We start from the raw sequence: 25413 nt of genomic DNA on the forward strand, positions 1-25413 counted from the left end.
TAAGCGGGCGTTTTTATATTCTTAAACGGTTAATCAGGCAAATGTGTCTACGTTGCTGCCTACACGCTCGTTCGCAGATGGAGCTGGCTGTGGCTGCTGGCTGGCGGTTTCCAGCTCGGCCGTTTGCTGACTAGCTTCCTGCTGCCTGATTTGCTGTGTCTGGCTAGGTTGTTGCTGGCTTTGTACAGCCTGTCCTACCGATGCGCCTGAGCTTGATCCAACTTCCATACTTTCCCCCGTAATGTCTTGGTCTTCGTTTAAAAACCGGATTTACGTGTTAATACTGTCAATTGAGTATAAGCGGTTCAAGCTGATTTTGCATAAATTCTGCGATAAGCGGCTGCGCTTCCAGTGCCGGATGGATCCCATCTGGCAACATCAGAGACTTATCCAACGCGATATCGTCCATAAAAAATGGGATAAGAGGAATGTCGTGCTGTTCGGCTAATTCGCTATAACTGTCTGTAAACATTGAGGTATAACGTCTTCCATAGTTGGTAGGAATGCGCATCTGTTGCAAGTACACGGTAATGTCACGCTGCTGTGCCATTTCGATCATGGTGGTGATATTGCTGCGAATTTTATTGATGGGGTGACCTTGTAGCCCGTCATTGCCACCAAGTTCGATTAACAAATGTGTCGGTTCATGCTGTTCAAGCAACCTTGGCAGCCTTGCCAGTCCACCGTCCGTGGTCTCTCCACTGATAGCGGCATTGACCACTTGAATATTTTTCTCGACGAACGCATCTTGTAACAAAGAAACCCATCCTTCGTCTTGCTTCAACCCATATGCAGCACTTAGGCTATCGCCAAGTATTAACAGTTTATTCTGCGCATTAGCGTGGGCGATTGAGTGATCTGAAACCCATAGTATGGGTATAAGCAAACATAGGAATATCCAGCGTGAGAACTGCATTTTGGTGCGTTGGAAAGTTGTAAATAAAACCACGAGAGATTTGGCTCCAGACTATGATCAAGACAAAAAACATCACTAAACGAGTCACTACGAGTGAAGGCGAATTACAGATCCTTCAACCGATAAGCTTCGATGTCAAGGCAGGTGAGTCAGTTGCCATCGTGGGTGCGTCAGGCTCCGGCAAATCAACGCTGCTTAGTCTGTTAGCTGGATTGGATCAGGTAAGCGACGGCGAAATTTTCCTCGATGGTGCAGGATTGCATGACATGGATGAAGAGCAGCGCGCAAGGCTGCGGGGCGACAAAGTGGGGTTTATTTTCCAAAGTTTCATGTTGGTGCAAAGTCTGACGGCATTGGAAAATATCATGCTGCCCGCTGAAATTGCGGGTATGGACAACCCTCAGAAGCGCGCACAGGACATTCTCGACATGGTGGGACTGGCCCACCGTGGACAGCATTATCCAAACCAGTTGTCAGGCGGTGAACAACAACGTGTAGCGATAGCGCGCGCATTTATCACTAATCCTCAGATCCTGTTCGCCGACGAGCCTACCGGCAATCTGGATGCCAAGAACAGTGAAAAAATTGAAGATCTGCTATTCAAGCTGAATCAGGAATCGAATACCACTCTGGTGTTGGTGACACACGATAATGAACTCGCGCAGCGCTGCCAACGTCAACTGCAAATGCATGCAGGTGAGCTGACCGAAATCACTGAAAACGCCACTGATACCATGCACAAACAGGCGGTGTAGTCACAATGAATACAACATTTAGTCTGGCCTGGCGGCTGTTTAAGCATGAAGCACGCCGGGGCGAGTTGACCATTATTCTGTTTGCCATCGTGCTGTCCGTTGCGGCAGTACTGTCCTTGTCGCTGTTTAGTGAACGCCTGCAAGCAGCACTTACTGACCGAACGGCACAGTTTCTCGCTGCTGATCGCACGCTTTACTCAGACGATCCGATTGATCCGGCGTGGCTGAGCAAAGCGGAGGCTATGGGCCTCGCCCACGCCCATCAGGTTAGTACCCGATCGATGGCGTTCGGTGAGCAGCAAATGTCATTGACAGATCTGCGCGCAGTCAACCTTGATTATCCTCTTAAAGGTGCAGTGAAAGTTGCGCCTGAGCCCTTTGCAACAGCATCAGAAACCTCTGAACTGCCGCAGATAGGCGAGGCATGGATAGACTCGCGCTTATTCCAGCTACTTGACGTGCGTCTGGGTGACAGCATTGAAATTGGCGATGCGAACTTCTCCGTCGCTCGCGTATTGGGTGAGATCCCCGACGCCGGATTCAGTGTTTTTGCGACTGACCCCATTGTGTTGATCAGGCAAGAGGACGTCGAGGCAACTAACGTTATCGGCCCTGGTAGTCGGGTCAATTTCAAATATTATTTTGCTGGAGACAGCAGTGCCCTGAATGCGTATTACGACTGGCTGGAGCCCCAGCTTGATGATGAGATACATAACTGGCGTTCAGTCGAAGATGATGACTCGCCAATTGGGCGCTCCGTCGGGCGGGCTGAACAATATTTCCTGTTGGCCAGCCTGCTTGCGATCATCCTGGCAGCGGTATCAATCGCGGTGGCAGCACAGCGCTATAGTCAGCGTCACTACGACCCTGTTGCGATAATGAAAACGTTGGGTGCCAGTCGGCAGATGGTGCAACGCATTTATTTGTTGCAGATCACCTTTATTACGCTTCTGGGAATTGTGATTGGCGCCGCGCTGGGCGTAGCCATTCAACAAGTTGTAGTGTGGGCCATCGCCGATCAGGTCGATGTATCAATGGATATGTGGCACTGGCGACCGCTCATCATTGCCGTGTTTACCGGTACCGTCTGTGCGGTGTTATTTTCGCTTTATCCTTTACTTAAATTGTTTACTGTTCCACCGCTGCGTGTACTTCGGCGCGACCTCGGAGCGGGGTTAAGCTCGCGAATGATCCAGTTTCTGGCAGCGGGAAGCGCTATCTTTCTGCTGATGTGGGCGTACAGCCAGAACCTGAAAATTAGCGCAATTTTGTTTGTATCCGGCATCGTACTGGTTGCCAGTTTACTGGTGGTTACCCACGGACTGATTGCGCTAGGACGTAAACTCGGGCAGGGCAGAATGGGCCCGTGGCAGCTGGCATGGGCGCGTATCCGCCGGCGTGCACTGGACAACAGCGTGCAACTTATCAGCTTCTCGGTCACCATCATGCTGCTGTTAGTGGTATTGGTGATGCGTAACGACATGATCAAACAGTGGCGAGACCAGTTGCCCGAAGGCACGCCCAATTACTTTTTAATTAATATCACCGAAACACAGAAGCCACAGTTGCAACAACACTTTGCCAAAAATGATGTTGAGTCAGATAAGTTTTATCCAGTGGTACGCGGCCGCTTTGTAGCCATTAATGATGAACGTATCCGCACCAATGTCACCAAAGAAGACGAAGAGGACAGTAACGAAGGGCGTCAGGGGCTGGGCAGAGAAGCAAACCTTACCTGGAGTCTCGAATTACAGGATCAGAACGTGGTAGTTGAAGGAGAATGGCTGACTGCTTGGCAGCCTGGACAGCCTTATCCGGTGTCAGTTGAAAAAGAAGCGGCGCAGCGGATGGATATCAAGCTTGGCGACGTGCTGACCTTTAACATAGGCTCTGAGGTGGTGAGCACCACAGTAACCAGCTTGCGTGATGTGAACTGGCAAACCATGCAGCCAAATTTCTTCTTTGTGCTGCATCCGGAGGCGATGAAGGCGTTTTCGCCAACTTACATCACCAGCTTCCATTTAGCCGAGGAGCGTAAACCTGAGATAACCGCATTAATGCAGCCGTTCGCCAGTGTGACATTGTTTGATGTGGATGCCCGCATCAATCAACTTCGCGACGTGGTTGAGCAGGTCTCGATGGCGGTCGAGTTTATACTGGTGCTAGTGTTGGCCGCTGGTTCGCTGGTATTGATTGCACAGGTGCAGGCAAGCATGGACGAGCGTCAACAAGAGCTGGCTATCCTTCGTACTCTGGGCGCCAAAGGTACGCTTATTCGTCTCAGCGTGATTTACGAATTTCTGATTGTTGGGATTGTCGCCGGATTAATGGCGGCTCTAACCAACGAGCTCAGTTTGTATTTATTGCAGTCACAGGTGTTCCAGATGAATGGTAGTCTGCATCCTGAATATTGGCTTATTGCGCCAGCCGTTGGTGCAGTCATTGTAGGCGTATTGGGTGCGCTGGGCTGCTGGCGTTTACTTAAGCTCAATACCAGTCAACTGCTCAGGCAAATGGTATAGAACACTGCCCCGCTTAGTGCGGGGCTTTTTTTTGAATACAGTTAAACTTTTTTGGTAATAGGTGCGACTTAGTGTATATGAGCTATACGGAGTCAGCACCATGCCTGTAAAACATCATAAGCTACGCCTTAAAGCGCGAATTACGTTTATTCTTACTGCGGTCTACGCATTACTGCTACTCAGCGCAGTGAGCGTTAGAGCGGTGACAGCAGAACAGTCACCTGAAGCTGGTAACGATTGCGTGCACGCCAGTGCGAAGCTACCCTGAAACAGCATCGGTAAGCAGTCGCTCTATCCGCATCGCCAGTTTTTGCGCCCAGCTTTGATAGGCTTTGGGGCCAGGATGAAATCCATCACTCGCCATGTGCGTCACGTCATTACTGAAATCCAGTGCAAAAAATTCTGCATGTGAATGCTGTGCAACTGACGCTTTAAGGCTGCGTTCAAATATATGTGCTCGCTGTCCCAGATACCAGCGAAGCGGTTGCGGCAGGGCAGGGAACTCCCCTATAGGTGGCAATCCACATACAACAATTTTGGGAGCGTGGAAACGACCTGAGATCAATTGATGAAGTCGTTGCTGCTGTATCAGCCAGTGGCGCTTCCCAATTCTCGATGTGACATCATTGACCCCCAACACGGTGATAACAATGTCAAAAGGTTGCGCCGGCACTTCCTCAATCATCGCCAGTGCATCACGGGTATTGGCACCACTTCTGGCGTGTAACACCCAATCAATGTGAAATTTTCGCCCTAGATGCTCTGCCAGTAAAAAGGCTAGCGCTTGCTGCTGACTTTCTGCGCCCACACCGGCAGCCGATGAGTCCCCAACGATCAGCAGGCGCAATGGGCTCCCTTGGCCACTCGATCCTGCGCGGGGACCTTCCGGCTCGGGCAGACGGACTGTGTCGCGGCGTACTCTCTTGCCTTGAAGTAATAGAATTGGCGCTAGAAAAGGTAAGCTTAGAATGTGCAGCATCAGATGTGGTATCGGAAGGTTGCGCTCATTACAGCATCATCACTGTCTGTTTCGATGCGACAGCTGGCGACTTTAAATACGAGTCCACTTGTCAACATAATAATGCTGCCAGTGTCAGAATCGTTAATCTCGTAATGGGATAACTCCGCCGTATCCAGCTGCCGAATCACACTGTCCACGGGTGTGCCTTGTGTAAAATTGGCGCACAGAAAATAGATTTCTTTACGGGTCTCATTGGCAAAAAACGCAAAACTTAGTGTGCAGACCAGCATCACCAAAATTATCAGTAAGCTGGTGGATTTGCGTGATGTCTTAGACATTATAAAAAATGCCAGTCGCTACAGATTCAACTGCTCAAACGCGCCGTCGATCTCCGGGAAGGAAAATGTAAACCCGTGCTCAATCAATTTGTTCGGTACCACATTCTGCCCATACAACAATAAATCCGATGCTTCACCCAGCGCGATTTTCAGCACAAATCCTGGTACCGGAAAAAGGCAGGGCCGGTGCAATCGCTTTGCCAGTGCTTTAGAGAACTGCCTCGATGTGACTGGCTTTGGTGCAGTCAGATTAAATGCGCCATGGCAGTCTGAATGATCAAGCAAAAATACAATACCGTTCACCATGTCGTCGATGTGGATCCACGACATGTACTGCTTACCGCTGCCAACGTGACCGCCAACGCCGAGCTTGAAAGGTAACAGCATTTTAGCCAACGCGCCGCCCTTGCTCGCCAGCACCACGCCGGTACGCAGTAAACACACCCGAGTTTGGTCGATTTGTGCCCGCATCGCAATCGACTCCCAGCGGGCACACACCTGATGGGAAAATTCGTCGTGCATGTCGGTAAAGGTTTCGTCTATTTCTTGCTCGCCCTGTCTGCCATAAACACCAATCGCAGAGCCGCTGATAAAGACCTCAGGTGGTTTTTCGCTGGCTGCGATCAAGTTGCTGATCTTTTCAGTTATATCCCAGCGGCTGTGGCAAATGATCTGTTTTTGTTTGTCAGTCCAGCGCTTATCGACAATTGGTTCACCCGCCAGATTGATAATGGCATCGAAGTCGTCAAGGTTATTAAAGTCGTCCAGGCTTGAAATCAACGTCACTGATTTTGCAAATAAGGGCTCCGCCTCGGCGACCCGACGCGTGAGGACCGTCACGCAGTGTTCATTACATAATTTGGCAATCAGATGTTTGCCAATCAGACCAGTACCACCAGTGACGAGAATGCGCATGGCGTTTACCCTTTATGACAGGACAGGCAAAGTGACACTGAGTCAGAGAAGCGCAGTGCGTGAGGCTTATCAACCTCGACTTCGGCAAACCGCACCCAAGGATGCTCAGCAGCGATATCCAGTACATCCGCGGTAAGCTTTTCGAGCAGGAAAAACCGATTGTCTTCAACCAGTTTGATGATCGCTTTGGTGATGGTTTTATAGTTTAACGCATCTTCCATCTGGTCAGAGTTAGTCGCCTGGCCAGCGTCATACTGGATCTTCACATTGATAACCACATCCTGCTTATTTTTAATTTCATCATCGTTGATGCCGATGTATGTGCGCAAACGCAAGTTTTTGATGCGGATAATGGCGTCGTTTAATTTCATGGCAACCCTTTACTCAAGTAACTGTTTTCGTTGATTTTCATTTTCTTCACTGTACAGATCTGCTAGGTTGGCGGCAACGTCAGATATCGGTCGGATACAGACCCTAACAAGGACTTGTCGATGGAACTCAAGTCACCTACCGCAAAAGTCATGGTTGTCATGGCCTCGCTGATCATCATCTTTGCGGGTATTAAAGCCGCCAGTGCCATTATGGTGCCGTTTTTTCTGTCGGCCTTTATCGCCATTGCCTGTAGCCCGCTGATAAATTGGGCCAGTCAATATCGTATCCCACGCTGGCTGTCAGTGATATGTGTAATACTGCTGATTCTGATATTTGGTTTTATGCTGGCCGGATTAGTTGGTCAGTCACTCAGTGAATTCCGAGCCAACATGCCGGAATACCGCGAGCAGCTAAAACAGGAATTTGCCTGGGCGGCCGCACAACTGTCTGCCCTGAATATTGAGATTGATTCGTCGCTGCTGGTGTCCTATCTGGATCCCGGTATGGCCATGAACGTTGCAACAAATTTCTTAAGCGGCATGGGGGGAGTGCTGTCCAATCTTTTACTCATTCTGTTAACCGTCGTATTCATGTTGTTTGAAGCGGAAAGCATGCCTCGACGCATTCATGTGGCCCTCGCTGACCCTGAAATGAAAATGCGTCATATTGACAAGTTTTTACAGTCAGTAAACCGTTATCTCGCCATTAAAACGTTGGTTAGCCTGGGCACCGGTTTGTTGATTGGCGTGTGGCTTTATTTTCTCGATGTTGATCATTATCTGCTCTGGGCAGTGACAGCGTTTTTGCTCAATTACATCCCTAATATCGGATCAATCATCGCTGCGGTGCCGGCTGTACTTATGGCGTTTGTGCAACATGGTCCGGGCACAGCCGGACTGACGGCGCTTGGTTTCGTGGTGGTGAATACTGTGATGGGCAATGCAGTTGAGCCTCGTTACATGGGCAGAGGACTGGGATTAAGTACCTTAGTGGTGTTTCTGTCCTTGATCTTCTGGGGTTGGCTACTCGGTAGCGTGGGCATGTTGCTCTCAGTGCCACTGACGATGATCGTAAAAATCGCACTGGAATCGAGAGAAGAAAGCAAATGGCTGGCGGTAATGCTATCCAGTGAGGGGAGTGAAGCCAAGCAGGCTCTCGCTCAACAGTCGGCCGGCAAGGATTAAGTGAGCAGCTGAGGAAAGCGCAGAATGATGCTGGCGCCGCCCAACTCAGCGCGTTCAATGTCCAGCTGTCCCTGATAGATGCTGACCAGATCGCTGACCACGGCCATGCCTATTCCCTGTCCATCTTCATAGGCATCCAGACGGGTACCGCGAGTGAGCATCTTTTTGCGCAGTGATTCAGCAATACCGGGACCGTCGTCATCAATTTGCATGTTCAACCAGCTGTGCGTTGTCCACACTCTGATCTCAACCTTCCTTTGACAGGCTTTGCAGGCGTTATCAACAACGTTACCCAGTATTTCCATCAGGTCGGTTTCATCCCCCCGGAACATGGCCATGTCCTCAACAGTTTCAATAATCTCTAACGCCTTGTTTCTGTGCACTTTCAGCATTGCCGCGCTTAACTTTGTCACCACTGGCGCTATGTCGACTGCGTGGTGCCAGCCTCCGGTGGCGGCGGATGCGCGTTTTAACTGGCGCTGAATAATATTATCGATTTGCGTTAACGGCTCACGCACGCTGTGGGGGAGGTCATGATGCCCGGAGATCACCGCGACCGGCGTTTTCAGACTGTGGGCTAAATCGCCAAGACTGTTCTTATAGCGTTCGCGCTGCTGTGATTCCGTATCCAGCAGATGATTAATGCTATGTTTTAGACCTTCAAGCTCGGGTGGAAATTGATGTTCAATACGGCCTATTTCGCCTTGTTCTGCGAGACCAATCTCTTGTCTAAGCCTGTTCAACGGCTGTAATGTTGTGCGTAGAGTCAGCATCAACAGGGCTAGCAGCACAACAGAAATGACTGCCAGCCAGCGTTGCAAAGTACGCAGAAAAGCCTGTCGTTCTTTTTCGATAAAGAACCGCTCATGCAGTACTAAGAATCCAATTCTTTTGTAGCCTTTATCAGTCGCGAACTCCGCACTGTACGCGTACAGCAGATACTCCTGATTTTCACCATAGGTATCGACAAACATCTCTTTACCTACGTCCGGAAGGGGAAATGACTGAAATGCTGGAAGTTCAATTGCAGACCATGAATTCCAGACTATCTCATCGTCTTTTTGAATAAAGGCATAATAGCCTGAACCTGGGATGTTCAGTTGATCATCGAACAGCAATTCAGGCATATCGACCATATCGCCATCCAGTTCAATTTCAGCGATGATTGACAGACTCATTGTGCGCAGTTCACTGAGTTTTGCCTGCAGTAAGCTGTTGGTGAACGCCCGGTCGAGCGTGAAGTACATGGCCGGAATAAACAACGTCAGCACAAGCAACGCCATCAAAACACTGCGTATTCGCAATGATAATTGTCGCAACGATAGTTGTCGCAGCGATAGCTTGCTGAGTATTGTCATAGCGCGCGATTAATCCGATAGCCGCGACCGCGCAGGGTTTCTATCGGTTTAATCTGGCTATCTGGATCGAGTTTTTTACGTAGACGTCCCACAAAGACTTCAATCACATTACTGTCCAAATCGAAATCCTGGTCATAAATATGCTCGGTCAACTCGGTTTTTGATACCACTTTGTTGGGATTCATCATCAGGTATTCGAGCACTTTGTATTCGTAGGCCGTGAGGTCAAGCAAGGCGTCGTGAATATAAGCTTCGTTGTTCAAGGTGTCGAGGCGGATAGGCCCTCTTTCGATTTGCGGGTTGGCCTGTCCAGACGCCCGCCTGATCAAAGCTTTTACCCGTGCCAGCAATTCTTCTTCGTGAAATGGTTTGGTCAGATAGTCGTCAGCACCTGCGTCCAAACCTTCTACTTTCTCCTGCCAGCGATCGCGGGCGGTTAACAAGAGCACCGGTGTGGTGATGTTATCTCTTCGAATACGCCGCAGCAGCTCGAAACCGTCCAGTACGGGTAAGCCAACGTCAACAATGGCCAGGTCGTAGGGATGTTCACTGAATAAGAAGTAGGCTTTTTGTCCATCATCCGCCAAATCTACACTGTATCCATGCTGTTGTAACAGGCTGTCTAACTGCATTAGCAAGCGACTGTCGTCTTCAACGATTAACACTCTCACTGGTGTTCCTCATCCTTCTTTGTAACCTTGCCGGACTTTTTATCGACATCTACAGATACCACTCGTCCAGACTTCTTGAGCACTTTGACGCGATAGCGGTCGTGGTTCTGATCAACTTTTAAGACCCTGCCATTGACTTCTTTTCGGGCCTGTCTGGCGGCTTCGGCTTTGTCGATAAGAGTGGGTTTCTGCGTTTCCTTTTGCTGCGCCATCGCTCCAGGTGCGGACAGGATGCCGATCAACAGCAACACCGCAGCAAACAACTTGGACACGCCGATTCTCATGCTACCTCTAACTTTTTCACAGTGTGGATTGTAGAGTGTACTCTACTTTATCACTGCCTTAAATTACTGAAAGAGTATGAGAGGCAGCACATGAATGCTGCCTGAATTTATTCTGAGTTAAGTGCTCTACACAAGCGGGTTAGGACAGTTGGTCTGGATACTGTCTGTCTTATCTTGAATGAAAAGGTGTACTTCTAACGGTGTGCGATGCAAACGCTGCCACATGATCTGCTGTTCCGCTGACGGGCAAATCGATTGGCGCAGATAACGCTGCTGCACGGAATACGCCATATCCAAAGGCTCTGGGATCTTGATGTATGCATTGATACGCCCATCATGCCACTCGGCACCCTGATAGCGCCAGTCGCCGAGCATAAAGGCCTGGTAAAATGCGCTGTTAACAAGTTTCAGAGTGTTTTGATCTACGCCTTCGTCGACATCCCGATTGGGATTCGCAAAATTAGATTGCGCGGCTGGGGCGTTCGCACTGACCGCCATAGTCTGTGTGCAACTCACCACAAGCAGACTCGCCAGAAATATAAACACCAGCGTCATACTGCTGTTAATCAACATGTAAGATAATCGGGAATGGGACATACTTCGCTACCTCTCTCGCTCACATCATGGTTATCGGCGAGGGAGGCGTTTTCTGTTCCGTCGTACTAGATCAATTCCTTATCGATTGTTTATTGTCTAGGACAAAAAAGTATTAAAGTTTTGCAAAACAGCAATTTGAGTTTGTACAACTAAACCTATCATCGGAATATAAATGCCATTTATTCGTGAAAAACGGTTATTTGAATACCTAAATCGGTTGCCTCTTAGCGAGAATTCAGCCTTAATATACGCTGTAAAAAAGATGTAAACATTTCGTGTCAGGAAGTGACTATGCCATTAGATAACAACGCTGCGAGCGGTCAGGAAGCATCCTCTAAAGTGCCATTGGAAATGCTGTATAAGTGGGAGCAGGAACGCCCCAACGAGCCTTATTTAAGCCAGCCAGTTGATGGCGGTATGAAAACTTACACCTGGGCAGAAACTGCAGACGCGGTGCGTCGTGCCGCAAACAGACTGAAGCAAATGGATTTCCCGGCGGGCAGCCGAATCGCAATATTGTCAAAAAATTGCGCCGAATGGTTTATTGCTGACCTTGCCATCATGATGGCCGGGCATGTATCCGTGCCCATTTTTTCAACCGCGGGTACAGGTACGATTCAGTACGTGCTGGAGCACTCTGAGGCTAAACTTATCTTCATCGGCAAATTGGATGATACAGAGACTCAGGTTGCCGCTATTCCGGATAGTGTGAAAAAAGTCGCGTTTCCATACGACGGGATCCCTGGAGACATGACATGGCAGGAGTTCATTGACATCGAACCCATGCAGGAAAATCCCGTACCGTCATTAGATGATACTATGACTATCATCTATACGTCTGGCAGTACCGGACAGCCGAAGGGCGTACTACATAAGTTTCGCTCTATTTCATGGTCAGCGGAGAATTGCCTTAACTCATTGAAGGTGAATGACGATGACCGGATCCTGAGTTATCTGCCACTTGCTCACATTACCGAAAGGGTGTTGGTGGAAAATGCCAGCTTCTACTCAGCCTGCCGCGTATCCTTTGTAGAGTCTTTGGATACTTTTGTCAGAGACGTCTGCAATACCAGGCCAACCTTGTTTATTTCCGTACCGCGTCTGTGGACCAAGTTCCAGATGGGTGTACTGGCGAAGATGCCACAGAAGAAACTCGATTTAATGCTGAAGATCCCGATTCTGGGCAGCATGGTCGCCAAGAAAATTCGTATCGGATTGGGACTGAACGACGCGCGTTTATGCGCTTCAGGGTCGGCTCCCATCCCGCCCGCGACTATTCACTGGTTTAGCAAACTGGGGATCAATATTTCTGAAGGCTGGGGGATGACAGAAAACTGTGCCCTAGGCACGCGCTCCGTGCCGTTCAGAAAAGATAAAGTAGGCTGCATTGGTAAGGCATATGACGGTGTGCACGTGCGCATTTCAGACGAAGGTGAAATTCAGGTCAAAGGCCCGTGTAATATGCACGAATATTACTTGGATCCGGAAAAAACAGCGGAAGTGTTCACCGAAGATGGCTATCTGAGAACCGGCGATAAGGGTGTTATGGACGAGGAGGGCTATGTAAGGATCACCGGCCGATTGAAGGAAATCTTCAAGACCGCGAAAGGAAAATACATTACACCTGCGCCTATCGAAGCAAAAATTATGGAAAACAATTTTGTCGAGCAGTGCTGTGTAACCGGCGTGAATCTACCGCAACCTATCGCCTTATTAGTGCTTTCCGAAGATGCCCGTGCACTGCCTAAAGAGGAAGTTGAGGCGAGCCTGTTGGAAACATTGAACAAGGTCAACGGGGAGTTGGAGAGCCATCAGCGGCTAGACCGTTTGATCGTGATGCAGGAAGAGTGGTCAATTGAAAACGAGCTGCTCACGCCAACGCTTAAAGTCAAACGCCATGTGCTGGAAGAGCGTTTCGCTGATGTGATAGCAGCGAAGTATAAAGACAAAGTCGTCTGGCATCAGTCGTAGCACAGAACGTGACGATACATGTTATCAAGGCCCGCATTTGCGGGCCTTATTGTATTAAGGAGGGATCATGCTAAAAGGGACGCGGATAATAGAAATAGAGGGCATTGGCCCCGGTCCTTTTGCGGGAATGATGTTGGCCGATCTGGGTGCCGAGGTGATCGTGGTGCATCGAGAAGAAGTGCCTGTTGCCGGTATGTCTGACAGGAGTTTGCTCGATAGGGGGAAGCGCTCGATCGTACTTGATCTCAAACGTCCTGCTGATGTTGCTGTTTTAATGAAGTTAGTGTCGGGTGCCGACGGTTTGATTGAGGGATTCAGACCGGGCGTGATGGAGCGTCTTGGCCTTGGTCCTGAGCCGTTACTAAACGAGAATCCTAAGCTGGTATATGGTCGGGTGACAGGGTGGGGCCAGTCGGGACCAAAAGCAAAACAGGCCGGGCACGATCTTAACTATATCGCGCAGTCGGGGGCGCTGTGGTATGCCTCACTGCCGGGGCAGGCTCCCTTTACGCCACCGACCATGCTTGGCGATGTTGCCGGCGGCTCACTTTATCTCGTCGCCGGAATGCTGGCAGGCATGATCAATGCGATAAAAACCGGGCAGGGCACCGTGGTTGATGCTGCAATTGTGGATGGTTCTGCACATATGATGAACCTGCTGATGACATTGCGTAGCATGGGCGCATTAAGTGAGAACCGTGGTCAAAGTTTACTTGACGGGCCACACTGGAGCCGTTGCTACCAGTGTGCGGATGGTAAATGGTTATCTGTGCAATGTATGGAGCCACAGTTTTATCAGCAGTTTCTTGACGTGCTTGGTCTGCAACATGACGAGGCATTTTTACAGCAACACAATCCAGCATCTTGGTCGAATCTGTCTGACAGGTTAACGCGATTATTCAGTGCCCATCCGCTGTCACACTGGCTTGCGCTATTCGAGCAGACGGATGCGTGTGTGGCACCTGTGCACAGTCCGTCACAAGCGTTACATGATGCTCATCTTGCCAGCAGAGGCACATGGAGCGAACCAGGTGGCGTGTTACAAGCGGCACCGGCTCCGCGATTTTCATCCTATCAACATTCCCCTGGTGCGCCTCCTCGTCGAGGTCAGCATACGGAAGAGATCCTCGCCATGCTTAACCGCACTGACTAATATTGGATACACACTATGCCTGTATTTCGCGCCATAACATCTATATCTACTGCCGTTGTCATATTTGTCCTGTTTGGCTGTAACAAGCCTGTGACCATAGAACACGGTGCAGACGCAAATGGCCACGTTGCACCAACGGCAGCTACCGTCAGCGCTCAACAACAGGTTTTGGATGCCTTGCCGTTCGAAGACACCAGTGATTTTGTTAACGCACGAAAAGGTCTGATAGCGCAGGATAAACATCTTGTTGTTGAAGGAACGCACGGTAACCACATCTGGAACATGGATGCTTACGGTTTCATTGATCAAGATGGTGAAACACCACCGGGCTCAGTAAACCCGTCCCTGTGGCGACAGGCTGCTCTTAACAACATACACGGGCTTTTTGAAGTCTCGCCAGGCCTGTATCAGCTGCGCGGTTTTGATTTGGCCAATATGTCAATCATTTCAGGTGAGACTGGCTGGATAATTGTTGATCCTCTTACTGCGAAGGAAACCGCTGCGCGGGCCTTTACGTTCGCACAGCAGCATTTAGGCACCAAGCCAGTCGTCGCAATCATTTATACCCATAGCCATATTGACCATTTTGGCGGTGTAAAGGGCATTATTGACAACCTTCCAGCCGAGCAGAGACAGGCATTGCGGATCATTGCGCCTGAGGGCTTTGAACATGAAGCCACCAGTGAAAATGTCATTGCAGGTATTGCCATGGGCAGGCGTGCACAGTACATGTATGGGCAAAGACTTAATGCCTCAGAACGCGGTAAAGTGGGCTCTGGGTTAGGTAAATCGCCAGCTTTTGGTCAGTTTAGCTTCGCGACGCCAACTGATGTGATTGGACAAGACAATCTGAATCTGACAGTAGATGGCGTTGAGTTTCAGTTTCAGGTTGTGTCAGGTTCTGAAGCCCCGGCGGAATTTACCTTCTATTTGCCCCGGTTTAAGGCGTTTTGTGGTGCAGAGCTGGTGAGTCGAACCATGCACAACCTGTATACGCTGAGGGGCACAAAGGTCAGGGATGCGCGGATCTGGAGTGGCTTTATTGATGAGGCGATGCACAGGTTCGATGATGCTAATGTGTATTTTGGCAGCCATCACTGGCCCGTTTGGGGACAGGACAATGTGCAGGAATTTTTGCAACAACAGCGTGATACTTACAAGTTTATCCATGACCAGACTGTGAGACTACTCAATCAGGGCTACACGCCAAATGAAATTGCTGACACATTGACCTTGCCCGCATCATTAAGACAGCAGTTTCATAATCAGGGGTATTACGGCACCGTCGCGCACAACGCTAAAGCGGTATATCAGTTCTATCAGGGCTGGTACACCGGCAACCCCGCCAAACTGCATCCGCTACCTGAGCGGGACGCAGCAATACGTTACGTTGAGATGATGGGCGGCATTGATAGTCTACTGGAACGAGCTCTATCACAATTTCTGCAGGCATCTGAGGGTAGTCCTGATGAGGCATCCCGCACCTACCGCTGGCTGGCAGAACTGCTTAACCATGCAGTATTTGCAAAACCTGAAAATCAAGATGCCAAAGCACTACTGGCCAAGGTTTATGATCAGCTAGGTTACCAGGCTGAATCCGGTCCATGGCGAAATGTGTATTTGTCAGCCGCTTATGAATTGAGGCATGGAGGGCCTGAAACAGGCATTGGGCCCGCGGTGATGAAAGACATTCTGCTGAATACTGACGTATCACAGTTTTTCGATAGCATGGCGGTAAGAGTTAACGCTAATGACGCTGAAGGTGAGCAACTGACCTTGCTGGTGACTTTCGCGGATATCGAACGGTCCTACTTACTTACACTGGATAACTCGGTGCTCCATCATCGTCTGGTTAATGAAGAAGAGGTAAAAAAGGTAGAAAGTGATGTCAGGCTGGCTCTCACGGTGCCGCTGTTTGTCGATATCATTGTTGGCCATGCCAGTGTTAAAGACCTGCTGCTGAGTGATGAACTGCAAGTGGAAACGGGCGCATTGGATCTTATCAAGTTCGTGAGTCTTCTGGATAAGCCCACAGGGATGTTTAATATTGTGACGCCTTGATGTTTAATCATTGGGTGTCAGCATCTCATTTATCGTCTTTATTAACTTATTGAGCGTAAAGGGTTTATAAAGGACACTTGGTGTCACGTCATGTTCATCCTGATAACCGTCAAGCTCAGCACTTCCTCCGGTCATCAATAATATTTTTACATCGCACTTTTTCTCTGCGTGTAAAAAATCGACCAATTTGAGGCCTGAAATATCAGGCAGACAAATATCTGTGATCAATAAATCTATGTTCTCTTCGCGGAGAATTTTCTTTGCCTCTTGACCAGTTTTACAACTAATTACCTTAATATCCAATGATGCTAAGGCTTCGCTAAATAGGTTGTTAAGATCTTGCTCGTCTTCTACCAAAAGAATGGTTTTACCATGCAGGAGCAATTCGTTACCAGAGTGCTCAGTATTTTCCTGACATGTTGTGCAACATCCGTTGGTTATTGGCAAACACACTGAGAACATAGCCCCATTTCCAGGCTCGCTGGTCACTGAAATAGTACCATTGTGTGACTCAATAATACCTTTGGCGATGGAGAGCCCCAGACCAGTGCCCTTTCCAAAAGGTTTATCGGTGTAAAATGCCTCAAAAATTTTGCTCTGTGCTTCTTCGGTAAGTCCTGTTCCGTTGTCTCTGATATCGATACAAACCATTTTTTGAGTGGGGCGAACACTGATGTTGATCTCTCGAGGTGTTTTTCCCTCGGTGGCATCTTTTGCATTAGAAAGCAGATTCATTAAGACCTGTTGAAGTTCACCAAAATGTCCCATGACGTGTATGGATTGCTGAGCCAACGTGGTTTTCAGCGTAATTCCCTGATATTCATACATGCTGAACATGAAATCGTGCAGATGCTGAATAAGTGTGTTGATATCCAATATTGAGGTTTTTTCGTTTGAATCATCGCGGCTGAGCGTACGCAGGCCGTTAACAATACCCTGGATTCGGGTACATGCAGATTCAAAACGTTTGCAGAATGCCTGAAAGCTATCATCTTTCCTTACTTGTTCGGGCCATTTATTTTGTAACAGTTCAAAGTTACTCATGATCACCGCTAATGGATTATTGATTTCATGCCCCACGCTAGCTGCTAGTTCTCCAATTGAAGCAAGTCTGGCGGCGTTCATACTTTTAACCCGCTCTTCCATAAGTGTGTCTTCCTGACGTTTCATTTGCGAAATATCCATTTGCACACCGACTATTCTAATTGGCTGATCTGCATCGTTATAAACAGCCTGAGCTTCACATCGAAAATATGTATTTTTGTTATGATTCAATCGAAATTCATAGCTCACTCTGTCTTTACTTTTGCTTGCCTGTTTTACTGTCTCTTTTAACGGCTTAACATCATCTGGATGCACGCACTCCAGCCATTCATCGAAGCGAATAAATGTTTTATTAACATCGAGTTGCATCGTATCGATGACCTTTTGGTTAACAAACATATCGCCTGTTTTGACATTGATATCCCATATGCCAATATTGCCAGCATTAATGGCAAGCTCGATACGCTTGCGATTAAGGGTTTGTTCGGTTACATCCTGAATCGTCCCTTGCAACATTAAATCTCCATCATCACTTGCAAATTCAGCGATGACTTCAACCCAAACAGGCAGGATATTATTGGTCAGTTCAAAAACACCGGAGACTTGTTTCTTCTCTTGTGCCACTTTTTCAAAAATAGACTCAATATTTTCTATCGCAGATACGCTGAAATAACGTAAAAATGATTGCGTGTCACATCCAGTGCCGCATCCCAGCATCTTTTCGGCTTGTTCTGAAAGCTTGAAGACATTTTTCGTTCTATTAAAAATCCAACCGCCAATCTGACCTACTTGCTCTGTTTTAGTTAGGAAGAACTCGCGCTGTTTGGCTTGCTCAATATCGATAAAGGTAACGACGTAACCCGTCTGCGCCCCTAATTCTTCGATATAGGGCATCACGTTACATTGAAAATATTGACCTGATGAGGAGCGTGTCTCAAAACTATGTGTTTCCAGGGGGCGAGTGACAATATCTTGTTGAAAAGGCTTAAAGACATTGCCTATATCCAGCTCAAATATCGAGCGCCCCTCATCGTTTTCTCGGATTTGAAATAGCGCGGAAACATTCTTGCTCGACGATCTAATGGTAAATTGCAAATCGAGGAATAATACTCCAACACCCGTTGATTTAATCAAGTTTTTCAGGTCAGTATTGATGCTGACGACTTGTTTGACCCTGGCTTGTAACTCACTGTTTAGCGTGTGCAACTCTTCGTTGACAGAGTTCAGTTCTTCGTTCGTACTTTGCAATTCTTCATTCGACGCCAACATTTCTTCGTGAGTTGTTTGAAATTCCTCTTCAATGACCGCTAATTGTTGCTTGGTGTCGTCCAAGTCAACTTGTAACCCATGTATCTCATCCTGCATGGACATAATGATGCCATTGGCGTTACTCATGTCTCGCGTCATCGCTACAGTTGTCGTTAGAGGTGGCGAACCATACTCATCTGCTTGCCGCTTTGCGTCGCTTTGGCTATTCGCGTCTGACTCTAAGTTGACAATAAAAAAAACAGTGTCTGTCAATTTTATTTTCTTTAGCCTCACTGCATTTAACGAGGTCTCCGGCAGTGATAGATTTGAATACAGTATATCGCCTTGCTGTTTGTCGAGCTGCTTTAGCCCTGTCATCAGAGGAAAACCCACGTCCTGCATCAGAAATTGCTCAAGCTTTGTGGATACAGCACCTTGCATATTTTGAGAGATAAGTCCCTGAGCCTTACCAAGCACAGCACATACAGAGTAATCTCCATCTATCACAAGGCTGTCTGGGTATAGGGAAGCGAAGAGTTTGTAAAAAACATCAAGGTTTTTTTTAGCAATGCTTGGTAGCGAACGTGTAACTTGCAACGTTTTTATTGGATTAGTGCTCCAACGTTTTTGATGTATGAAGGGCGGCTTTAAAATTCTCTCATAAAGACGCCATTTGCTATTAATTGGAGAGAAGCAGCTTGCAAAGTCAGTCAAGGATTCGGCTGGTCCCAACGCTAATAACCCGTGATCTTTCAATGCATATGAAAGATTATAAAGGGCTTTCTTCTGGCCTGCGGCAGTGAGGTAGATAAGCATGTTTCGGCATGAAACGATATCTATGTTTGAAAAAGGAGGAGACTCTATTACGTCATGACACGAGAAAATAACCATGTCTCTTACTGATTTAATAATCTGATAGTTTCCCTCCCGATTTTTTTTAAAAAACCTGGTGACGTATTCATTATTAAGTGTTTTCAGTTGTGCTTTGCTAAATATGCCCGAACTTGCCAGCGTAATCTGCTGGGGATTAATGTCGGTAGCGAATATTTTTACGTGTTTTTTTTGCGCTGATGAAGCATTGATATCGTGCACAAGCATAGCAACCGAATAGGCTTCTTCCCCAGACGAACACCCAGCGATCCAAATACGAAGCTCTTCACTAGCTGCTGTTAGTTTTTCGTATAGATGTTGTTTGAGAGCATCAAAAAACTCTGTGTCCCTGAAAAAATTACTGACGCCTATCAATGCGCTTAATGTCAGTTTGGTTTGCTCCTGCGTATCGTTCTGTAGAACAGTAATGTATTCGTCTAGTGAGCGGCACTGCCGTTCAGTAATGCACTTTAAAATCCGTCTAAACAGCGTATTGCGCTTGTACCAATTTATGTTGAGCCGAAGTTTTTCGCTAAAAAAATCAGCTAGTTCATCGAAGCGTTTATGAATCTGCATCATCAAAATAGGCTGCTCACCTATCAATGACGCGTTTGAAAGAGAGTCCGATATAGCTGAAAATAGCCCTGTGGATGGCACCACATCGGTAAAGGCACCTGCATCAATAACGCCTTGAGGCATACTGGGAAACTCTGCCTCGTTTGGGTCTTGCACAAAAACGTCCCCTCCGTTCTCATGAATGGCAATGGCCCCACTTAAGCCATCATTACCACTTCCGGACAGAATTACTGCTATAGGGATTTGTTGTTCATTCGCGCTTAATGACAATAAGAAATTCGAAATTATGGTGTTCGGAACAGGATGCTCATCGTCTTCAGCGGTGATCAGCATGTTACCTTCAATACTTAATACCTTTCCAGGTGATAATAGATAAATATGATTTGCTTTTGGCTGTACTGAATCGCGAAGACTTACTACGGTAAGTGTCGTCTTACTCTGCAGTATCTCCTGCATGTGACTCTTTTCATGGGGACTGAGATGCTGGATGACGACATAACAAACGGGTACCTCTAGTGATACCGCCCTTGCAAAAAAATTACAAAGCGCGGATACGCCGCCTGCTGACGCGCCAATTCCAACGATATACATACACGGCCTATAGACTGTAACGTCGTCTAAGTGTGCGACAAAACTGAGAAAAAGCTAGAAAGATAACTAAAAAATTGATTTGCAGAGATAATTTCTAGTTTATTTGTGAAATTCAAACGAAAGTTGAATTGTAAAAGGTGCGCCATACTTTATTCTGTAATGCTTTCTTGAGCCCCAGTCAATGAAAACAAACACATTGATTTGGTAGATCCAGCGCAATTCTGTGAGACGTGTTGTACACACAAAGTGCAGTGCCATTAAATATGGCTGTTCTCCATTTTCTTTTGGGTTTCTTCGGAACAACCGGATCGTCCAAGTATAACAAAGTTAAAGAACAAGGCTGCCACAGGCTTTATCTTCTTATCACTGTGCTTTTCATACGACAGCGTTGCACAGGCGAAGTCTTTTGGAGAAATAGATTGGTGGACCTGTCTTACAAGCGGTAAACGGTAGATCGGTAACGTACCAAAGTACTCATTAATTCACTGCGCTTGCTCGAAAGAATAAGAGTCTGAACTGAAATGTTCCTGACTTCGCATCTTAGCGCCTTCCGGGACCGAGTCATTCTCATCAATACTGCCTTGTACAAGAAGCATTGGAATGGCGGCGAAACGTCTTTTGTCGAAAGGCTTACCAGTCGTCATTTGAAAATCAGCAACACCGACGGGGTAGGTCAGTGGCTGCTCTTCAAGCTGTGATATCGGCAAGATGGGCAATCCGCCTAATCCTCATGCCACAAGGGCTCTGACTTTTTCGGGTGGATAGTTTCGAATCGCGTGACAAAATCTACCTCTGCTGACAACCCATTCTGAATGGCAGCGGGTTGACCAAGATTGGCGATTTAGGCACGAATTTAGGAGGCAGTGAAAAAAGTAGAGGAAGAAAAAGCCTGCTTCCGGGTCAGCAGGCACGCGATATACCTGATGTGGTTTAAGCGGTCTTTCAAACGCTCTAGTGTATCGGTGGGCCCCAGGGTGTTTGTAGCTCAGACGCTGTCTCAGCCGAGACAGACAAAACAACAGTGTTAAACAATGAAATGAATAATATCCCTATCAGGATCTTTATGTTTATCACCTAATCCGCCATGACCACCACGTCATTTGCATTAATCAAGAAATCAGTGATGCAATATCCCTGCTGATCACTTCTTTCATAATTTCATTGGTGCCACCATAGATCTTCTGGACTCTGGCATCGACATAAAATCTGGAAATAGGGTACTCACGCATGTAGCCGTAACCGCCGAACATCTGCAACGCCTCGTCAATCACATCGCATTCCATCTCGGTGCAGACGTACTTTGCCATACTGGCCTCTGCGGCACTGAGCTCTCTGGCCATGAGCTTTTCTTTATAGCGTTCTACTAACACGCGGTGAGTCTCGGTTTTTGAATACATCTCAGCCAGTTTAAAACGAATATCCTGCAGTGCCGCTAACGGCTGTCCAAAGGCCTTACGTTCATTCACGTATTCAACCGCAAGCTTGAGTGCGCCTTCGGCATGGGCAACAGCGCCGCAGGCCAGTGCCAGACGCTCACGAGGCAACTCTGTCATCAACGCGATAAAACCCTGATTCTCTTTGCCAAGGAGCGCATCCTTATTAAGCTCAACATCTTCGAAAAATAGTTCAGATGTGTCACCGGCGTGCTGACCCATTTTGTCCAGATTCTGACCCCTTGAGAAACCCTTGGCATCACCCTCGACCAGAAACAGGCTGATACCTTTGGCTGCTTTTACATTCATGTCGGTGCGCGCAGCGACAATATATAACGACGCGTTCTGACCATTAGTAATAAAGGTTTTTGAGCCATTTAACAGATAGTTGTCGCCAACCTGACGGGCGTTGCTTTTCATGCCTTGCAGATCACTGCCTGCAGCGGGCTCAGTCATGCAGATTGCGCCAATGCACTCTCCGCTTACCATGGCTGGCAGGTACTGCTGCTTTTGCGCTTCACTGCCCATATTCAGAATGTAGTGGGCACAGATATCAGCATGCACCGTGACATTGGTGCTCAATGCGAAAAAACCGGCCCTGGCAAGCTCTTCACCCACGACCATGTTGAATCGGAAATCTACACCAACACCACCATACTGCTCAGGAATATCGCAGCACAGCAGTCCCTGTTCGCCCATTTTTCGCCACAACGAAGTGGGGATGATTTTATCTTTTTCCCATTGTTCATAATGTGGGGCGACTTCGTAGGCCAGAAAATCTCTGACCATATCGCGGAATAGCGAAAGTTCCTGATTGTCTGTTGATTGCATGTAGAAACACCGTAGCACAATTGGTTAAGTTACAGATCTATCTTACCCCTAAGCTGCTTTTTTCGGGCATCTTTTTTCTTACCATCCAGGCGTTTCTTCTGCGAGGCGCGGGTCGGTTTGGTGGGTTTGCGCTTTTTTTGCTTCCGCGTGGCGGACAACACAAGATCGCTAAGGCGTTTAATCGCGTCTTCGCGATTCGCCTCCTGCGTACGAAACTGCTGTGCCTTTATTACAATCACGCCGTCCTTGCTGAGTCGGCTATCGTGCAACTGTAATATGGATTGTTTGATATCATCTGGCAGAGAAGACGCCATAACATCGAAGCGAAGATGAATGGCACTGGAAACCTTATTAACGTTTTGCCCGCCCGCACCCTGAGCCCGAATGGCAGACAGCTGTACTTCCTCATCTTCTAGGCTTAGGGAGGGGCTAATAATGATCATTTGTTAGGGCAGCACTTTTTTGTAAGGCTTAACCGTCACTCTCGCATATACGCCGGCTTCCAGATAGGGATCGGCATCGGCCCACTTTTTCGCGTCATCCAGTGATACAAACTCGGCCACTACCATGGAGCCCGTAAACCCAGCGTCACCGGGGTCGTCGCTGTCAATCGCCGGATTGGGACCGGCAATAAGCAGTCGGCCCTGTTCTTTTAGCACCTGCAGGCGAGCAAGATGGGCAGCACGGGTTTGCTTACGCAATGGCAGGCTGTTCTCCACGTCTTCAGCGACAATCATATACCACATTGTTATGGAGCTCCTATTTGGCAGTCGCCGCCTTCATCCCACGCACAAATTCAGTCAATGCATTGAGCATAGCAGGGACATCGTCTAGATATTTTTCAACGATATTAACCGTCGCCGAACCCGAAATTGCGCCAGCCGCGCCCGCAGCGATGGCATTGGCAACCTGCTCTGGCGTGGATATCCCGAAGCCCAACAGGGGGGGCGCTACCTGATATTTGGTTAACTGCTCCACCAGCTCAGTGGCGGGCATGGTTGCGGCGGTCTCCGCCCCCGTGACACCGGCTCTGCCCAGCAGATAGGTATAACCTCGAGACTTTTCGCCAATTTGTTTAAGGGTGTCCTCACTGGCGTTAGGCGGTGCAATCAGTATCTGTTGGATACCATGCTGCTGTGCGACGGCAATAAATCGATCGGCTTCACGCAGAGGAACATCGGCTATCAAAATAGAGTCCACGCCAGCCTCTGCCGCTTTTGCATAAAATCCATCGAGTCCGGCTGCTAGCACCAGGTTGGAATACAGCAATAAGCCAATTGGAATATCTGGGTGAGACGCTCTTACCTGACGCAGAATATCAAAACAGTCAGCAGGGCGTATTTTGTTACCTAATGCACGAATACTGGCTTTTTGAATTGTCGGACCGTCTGCGATGGGGTCCGAGTAGGGAATGCCAAGCTCCAGCGCGTCTGCGCCACCGGCAATCAGGGCTTCGATAATGTGCAGTGAAGTTTGCTTATCTGGGTCGCCCAGCATCACGAAGGGAACAAACGCGCCTTCGTTTTTCTGTCCCAGGCGCTCGAACATTGTTTCGTAACGGCTCATGGTTGTTGGTCTCCCAGAATGTTATGGACATGAGCGAGATCTTTATCGCCGCGGCCAGACAGGTTCACCACAATGATGGTTTCTTTCTCTGCCTCGTCTGCCATATTTAACGCGTGTGCCAGAGCATGCGCAGTTTCCAGTGCGCAAATAATGCCTTCTTTTCTGGCCAGTAATTGCAGCGCATTAAGCGCTTCCTGATCGGTCGCGGCAACATATTCAGCGCGGCCAATATCATGCAGGTAAGCATGCTGTGGCCCAACTGCCGGATAGTCCAGCCCGGCTGACACCGAATATGACTCTTCTATCTGGCCGTCGCTGTCCTGCATGATGTAACTGTACGCGCCGTGTAAGATGCCTTTTGAGCCTGTCGAGATGGCTGCACCGTGCTCGTGAGTATGTAGCCCTTTACCAGCAGGCTCTACACCCACTAGTCTGACCGAGGGTTCATCAATGAAGTCGGCAAACATGCCAATCGCATTAGAACCACCGCCCACACAGGCAACGACAGCATCTGGCAAACGCCCTTCTTTTTGCATAATTTGCGCACGGGTTTCTTCGCCAATCATACGGTGATATTCACGCACGATGGTAGGAAATGGATGAGGTCCTGCTGCGGTGCCCAGCAAGTAGTGCGCTTTGTCATAATTGGCTGACCAGTCTCGCATTGCCTCGTTAACCGCATCTTTCAGCGTACCTGAGCCTGAATTCACCGGGATCACTTCGGCACCCATCAAGCGCATTCTGAACACATTGGGTGCCTGTCTCTCGACATCTTTTGCGCCCATGTAAATGCGCGCCTTCAAACCCATTAATGCGCAGGCGAGGGCGGTTGCCACACCGTGCTGACCGGCTCCGGTTTCAGCGATGACTTCGGTTTTACCCATTCGCTTGGTCAGCAAGGCCTGCCCCAGCACCTGGTTGGTTTTATGCGCGCCACCATGTAGCAGGTCCTCGCGCTTAAGGTACAATTTAACCAATGGGTTACTTACGATATTTCTGCACTTGGTCATTGCCGTAGGACGACCGGCATAGTCGGTCAACAGACTCATGAATTCCTGTTTAAATGCCTCGTCCTGCTGTGCGTCAAGAAACGCCTGTTCAAGTTGATCAAGTGCCGGGATCAGCAACTCGGGCACGTACATGCCACCGTAGTCACCAAATTTACTGTCTAAGTGATTCATAATTTGTCGCTTTTC

The 25413-nt window shown here is 48.3% G+C and carries 24 protein-coding genes; 7 read left to right on the forward strand and 17 right to left on the reverse strand.

Annotated features, from left to right (window positions below; all coding sequences use genetic code 11):
• Nucleotides 1-33: 33 nt before the first annotated feature.
• On the reverse strand, nucleotides 34-228 hold the full coding sequence (locus tag G441_RS0100490; protein ID WP_026374540.1) for a hypothetical protein: 195 nt from the start codon (nucleotides 226-228) through the stop codon (nucleotides 34-36).
• Between the two features lie 58 nt (nucleotides 229-286).
• Complete coding sequence (locus tag G441_RS0100495) at nucleotides 287-916, reverse strand: arylesterase (RefSeq protein ID WP_026374541.1); 630 nt, start codon at nucleotides 914-916, stop codon at nucleotides 287-289.
• A 53-nt stretch (nucleotides 917-969) separates the two neighbouring features.
• Here G441_RS0100495 and G441_RS0100500 point away from each other — a divergent pair, with 53 nt between their 5' ends.
• From G441_RS0100500 to G441_RS19630, 3 genes are all read left to right on the forward strand, one after another.
• Nucleotides 970-1671, forward strand: coding sequence for an ABC transporter ATP-binding protein (locus G441_RS0100500; protein ID WP_026374542.1), 702 nt, complete (start codon nucleotides 970-972; stop codon nucleotides 1669-1671).
• A 5-nt stretch (nucleotides 1672-1676) separates the two neighbouring features.
• Nucleotides 1677-4193, forward strand: coding sequence for an ABC transporter permease (locus G441_RS0100505; RefSeq protein ID WP_026374543.1), 2517 nt, complete (start codon nucleotides 1677-1679; stop codon nucleotides 4191-4193).
• A gap of 100 nt (nucleotides 4194-4293) precedes the next feature.
• On the forward strand, nucleotides 4294-4461 hold the full coding sequence (locus G441_RS19630; protein ID WP_156896239.1) for a hypothetical protein: 168 nt from the start codon (nucleotides 4294-4296) through the stop codon (nucleotides 4459-4461).
• Here the strand turns inward: G441_RS19630 and G441_RS0100515 are convergent.
• The 4 genes from G441_RS0100515 to folX all read right to left on the reverse strand — a co-directional run bounded on the left by G441_RS0100515 (nucleotide 4453) and on the right by folX (nucleotide 6778).
• A complete protein-coding gene (locus G441_RS0100515; RefSeq protein ID WP_169726028.1) occupies nucleotides 4453-5040 on the reverse strand; it encodes an SGNH/GDSL hydrolase family protein in 588 nt (195 codons plus the stop codon). The genes G441_RS19630 and G441_RS0100515 overlap by 9 nt on opposite strands.
• A gap of 131 nt (nucleotides 5041-5171) precedes the next feature.
• On the reverse strand, nucleotides 5172-5492 hold the full coding sequence (locus G441_RS0100520; RefSeq protein ID WP_026374545.1) for a hypothetical protein: 321 nt from the start codon (nucleotides 5490-5492) through the stop codon (nucleotides 5172-5174).
• 18 nt (nucleotides 5493-5510) lie between these two features.
• Entirely contained in the window at nucleotides 5511-6407 is an 897-nt protein-coding gene (locus tag G441_RS0100525; RefSeq protein ID WP_026374546.1) for a TIGR01777 family oxidoreductase, read from the reverse strand.
• 5 nt (nucleotides 6408-6412) lie between these two features.
• The gene (gene folX / locus G441_RS0100530; RefSeq protein WP_026374547.1) at nucleotides 6413-6778 is read right to left on the reverse strand and encodes a dihydroneopterin triphosphate 2'-epimerase; all 366 of its coding nucleotides are present in this window, start codon (nucleotides 6776-6778) and stop codon (nucleotides 6413-6415) included.
• Between the two features lie 120 nt (nucleotides 6779-6898).
• Here folX and G441_RS17545 point away from each other — a divergent pair, with 120 nt between their 5' ends.
• Nucleotides 6899-7963, forward strand: a complete 1065-nt coding sequence (locus G441_RS17545; protein WP_034474048.1) for an AI-2E family transporter — start codon at nucleotides 6899-6901, stop codon at nucleotides 7961-7963.
• Here G441_RS17545 and G441_RS0100540 read toward each other — a convergent pair.
• The 4 genes from G441_RS0100540 to G441_RS17550 all read right to left on the reverse strand — a co-directional run bounded on the left by G441_RS0100540 (nucleotide 7960) and on the right by G441_RS17550 (nucleotide 10873).
• Nucleotides 7960-9246 carry an ATP-binding protein gene (locus tag G441_RS0100540; RefSeq protein ID WP_240485060.1) on the reverse strand — a complete coding sequence of 429 codons (1287 nt, stop codon included), beginning with the start codon at nucleotides 9244-9246 and terminating at the stop codon, nucleotides 7960-7962. The two genes, G441_RS17545 and G441_RS0100540, sit on opposite strands and share 4 nt — an antisense overlap.
• Before the next feature lie 71 nt (nucleotides 9247-9317).
• Nucleotides 9318-9992, reverse strand: coding sequence for a response regulator transcription factor (locus G441_RS0100545; protein WP_026374549.1), 675 nt, complete (start codon nucleotides 9990-9992; stop codon nucleotides 9318-9320).
• Nucleotides 9989-10270, reverse strand: coding sequence for a PepSY domain-containing protein (locus tag G441_RS0100550; RefSeq protein WP_026374550.1), 282 nt, complete (start codon nucleotides 10268-10270; stop codon nucleotides 9989-9991). Before G441_RS0100550 ends, G441_RS0100545 begins: the two co-directional genes overlap by 4 nt.
• A gap of 132 nt (nucleotides 10271-10402) precedes the next feature.
• A complete protein-coding gene (locus G441_RS17550) occupies nucleotides 10403-10873 on the reverse strand; it encodes a hypothetical protein (RefSeq protein WP_156896240.1) in 471 nt (156 codons plus the stop codon).
• 291 nt (nucleotides 10874-11164) lie between these two features.
• Between G441_RS17550 and G441_RS0100560 the strand changes: the two genes are divergently transcribed.
• From G441_RS0100560 to G441_RS0100570, 3 genes are all read left to right on the forward strand, one after another.
• On the forward strand, nucleotides 11165-12844 hold the full coding sequence (locus tag G441_RS0100560) for an AMP-binding protein (RefSeq protein WP_026374551.1): 1680 nt from the start codon (nucleotides 11165-11167) through the stop codon (nucleotides 12842-12844).
• A gap of 67 nt (nucleotides 12845-12911) precedes the next feature.
• Nucleotides 12912-13997, forward strand: a complete 1086-nt coding sequence (locus G441_RS0100565) for a CaiB/BaiF CoA transferase family protein (RefSeq protein ID WP_026374552.1) — start codon at nucleotides 12912-12914, stop codon at nucleotides 13995-13997.
• A gap of 15 nt (nucleotides 13998-14012) precedes the next feature.
• On the forward strand, nucleotides 14013-16058 hold the full coding sequence (locus G441_RS0100570; RefSeq protein ID WP_084407224.1) for an alkyl/aryl-sulfatase: 2046 nt from the start codon (nucleotides 14013-14015) through the stop codon (nucleotides 16056-16058).
• Between the two features lie 3 nt (nucleotides 16059-16061).
• Here G441_RS0100570 and G441_RS0100575 read toward each other — a convergent pair whose 3' ends face one another.
• From G441_RS0100575 to trpB, 7 genes are all read right to left on the reverse strand, one after another.
• Complete coding sequence (locus tag G441_RS0100575) at nucleotides 16062-20387, reverse strand: CheR family methyltransferase (RefSeq protein ID WP_026374554.1); 4326 nt, start codon at nucleotides 20385-20387, stop codon at nucleotides 16062-16064.
• A 482-nt stretch (nucleotides 20388-20869) separates the two neighbouring features.
• Nucleotides 20870-21094 carry a hypothetical protein gene (locus tag G441_RS0100580; RefSeq protein WP_156896241.1) on the reverse strand — a complete coding sequence of 75 codons (225 nt, stop codon included), beginning with the start codon at nucleotides 21092-21094 and terminating at the stop codon, nucleotides 20870-20872.
• Between the two features lie 402 nt (nucleotides 21095-21496).
• Nucleotides 21497-22651 (reverse strand): acyl-CoA dehydrogenase family protein, encoded by a 1155-nt coding sequence (locus tag G441_RS0100585; RefSeq protein WP_026374556.1) that lies wholly within the window; start codon nucleotides 22649-22651, stop codon nucleotides 21497-21499.
• Nucleotides 22652-22680: 29 nt separating this feature from the next.
• Nucleotides 22681-23094, reverse strand: coding sequence for an alternative ribosome rescue aminoacyl-tRNA hydrolase ArfB (arfB, locus tag G441_RS0100590; protein ID WP_026374557.1), 414 nt, complete (start codon nucleotides 23092-23094; stop codon nucleotides 22681-22683).
• Between the two features lie 3 nt (nucleotides 23095-23097).
• The gene (locus tag G441_RS0100595) at nucleotides 23098-23397 is read right to left on the reverse strand and encodes a YciI family protein (RefSeq protein ID WP_026374558.1); all 300 of its coding nucleotides are present in this window, start codon (nucleotides 23395-23397) and stop codon (nucleotides 23098-23100) included.
• 13 nt (nucleotides 23398-23410) lie between these two features.
• A complete protein-coding gene (trpA, locus tag G441_RS0100600; protein WP_026374559.1) occupies nucleotides 23411-24217 on the reverse strand; it encodes a tryptophan synthase subunit alpha in 807 nt (268 codons plus the stop codon).
• A complete protein-coding gene (gene trpB / locus G441_RS0100605; protein WP_026374560.1) occupies nucleotides 24214-25398 on the reverse strand; it encodes a tryptophan synthase subunit beta in 1185 nt (394 codons plus the stop codon). The genes trpA and trpB overlap by 4 nt, the downstream gene beginning before the upstream one ends.
• Between the last annotated feature and the right edge of the window lie 15 nt (nucleotides 25399-25413).

It is taken from the genome of Aestuariibacter salexigens DSM 15300 (assembly GCF_000429145.1).
In the GTDB taxonomy this organism is placed as follows: Bacteria; Pseudomonadota; Gammaproteobacteria; order Enterobacterales; family Alteromonadaceae; genus Aestuariibacter; species Aestuariibacter salexigens.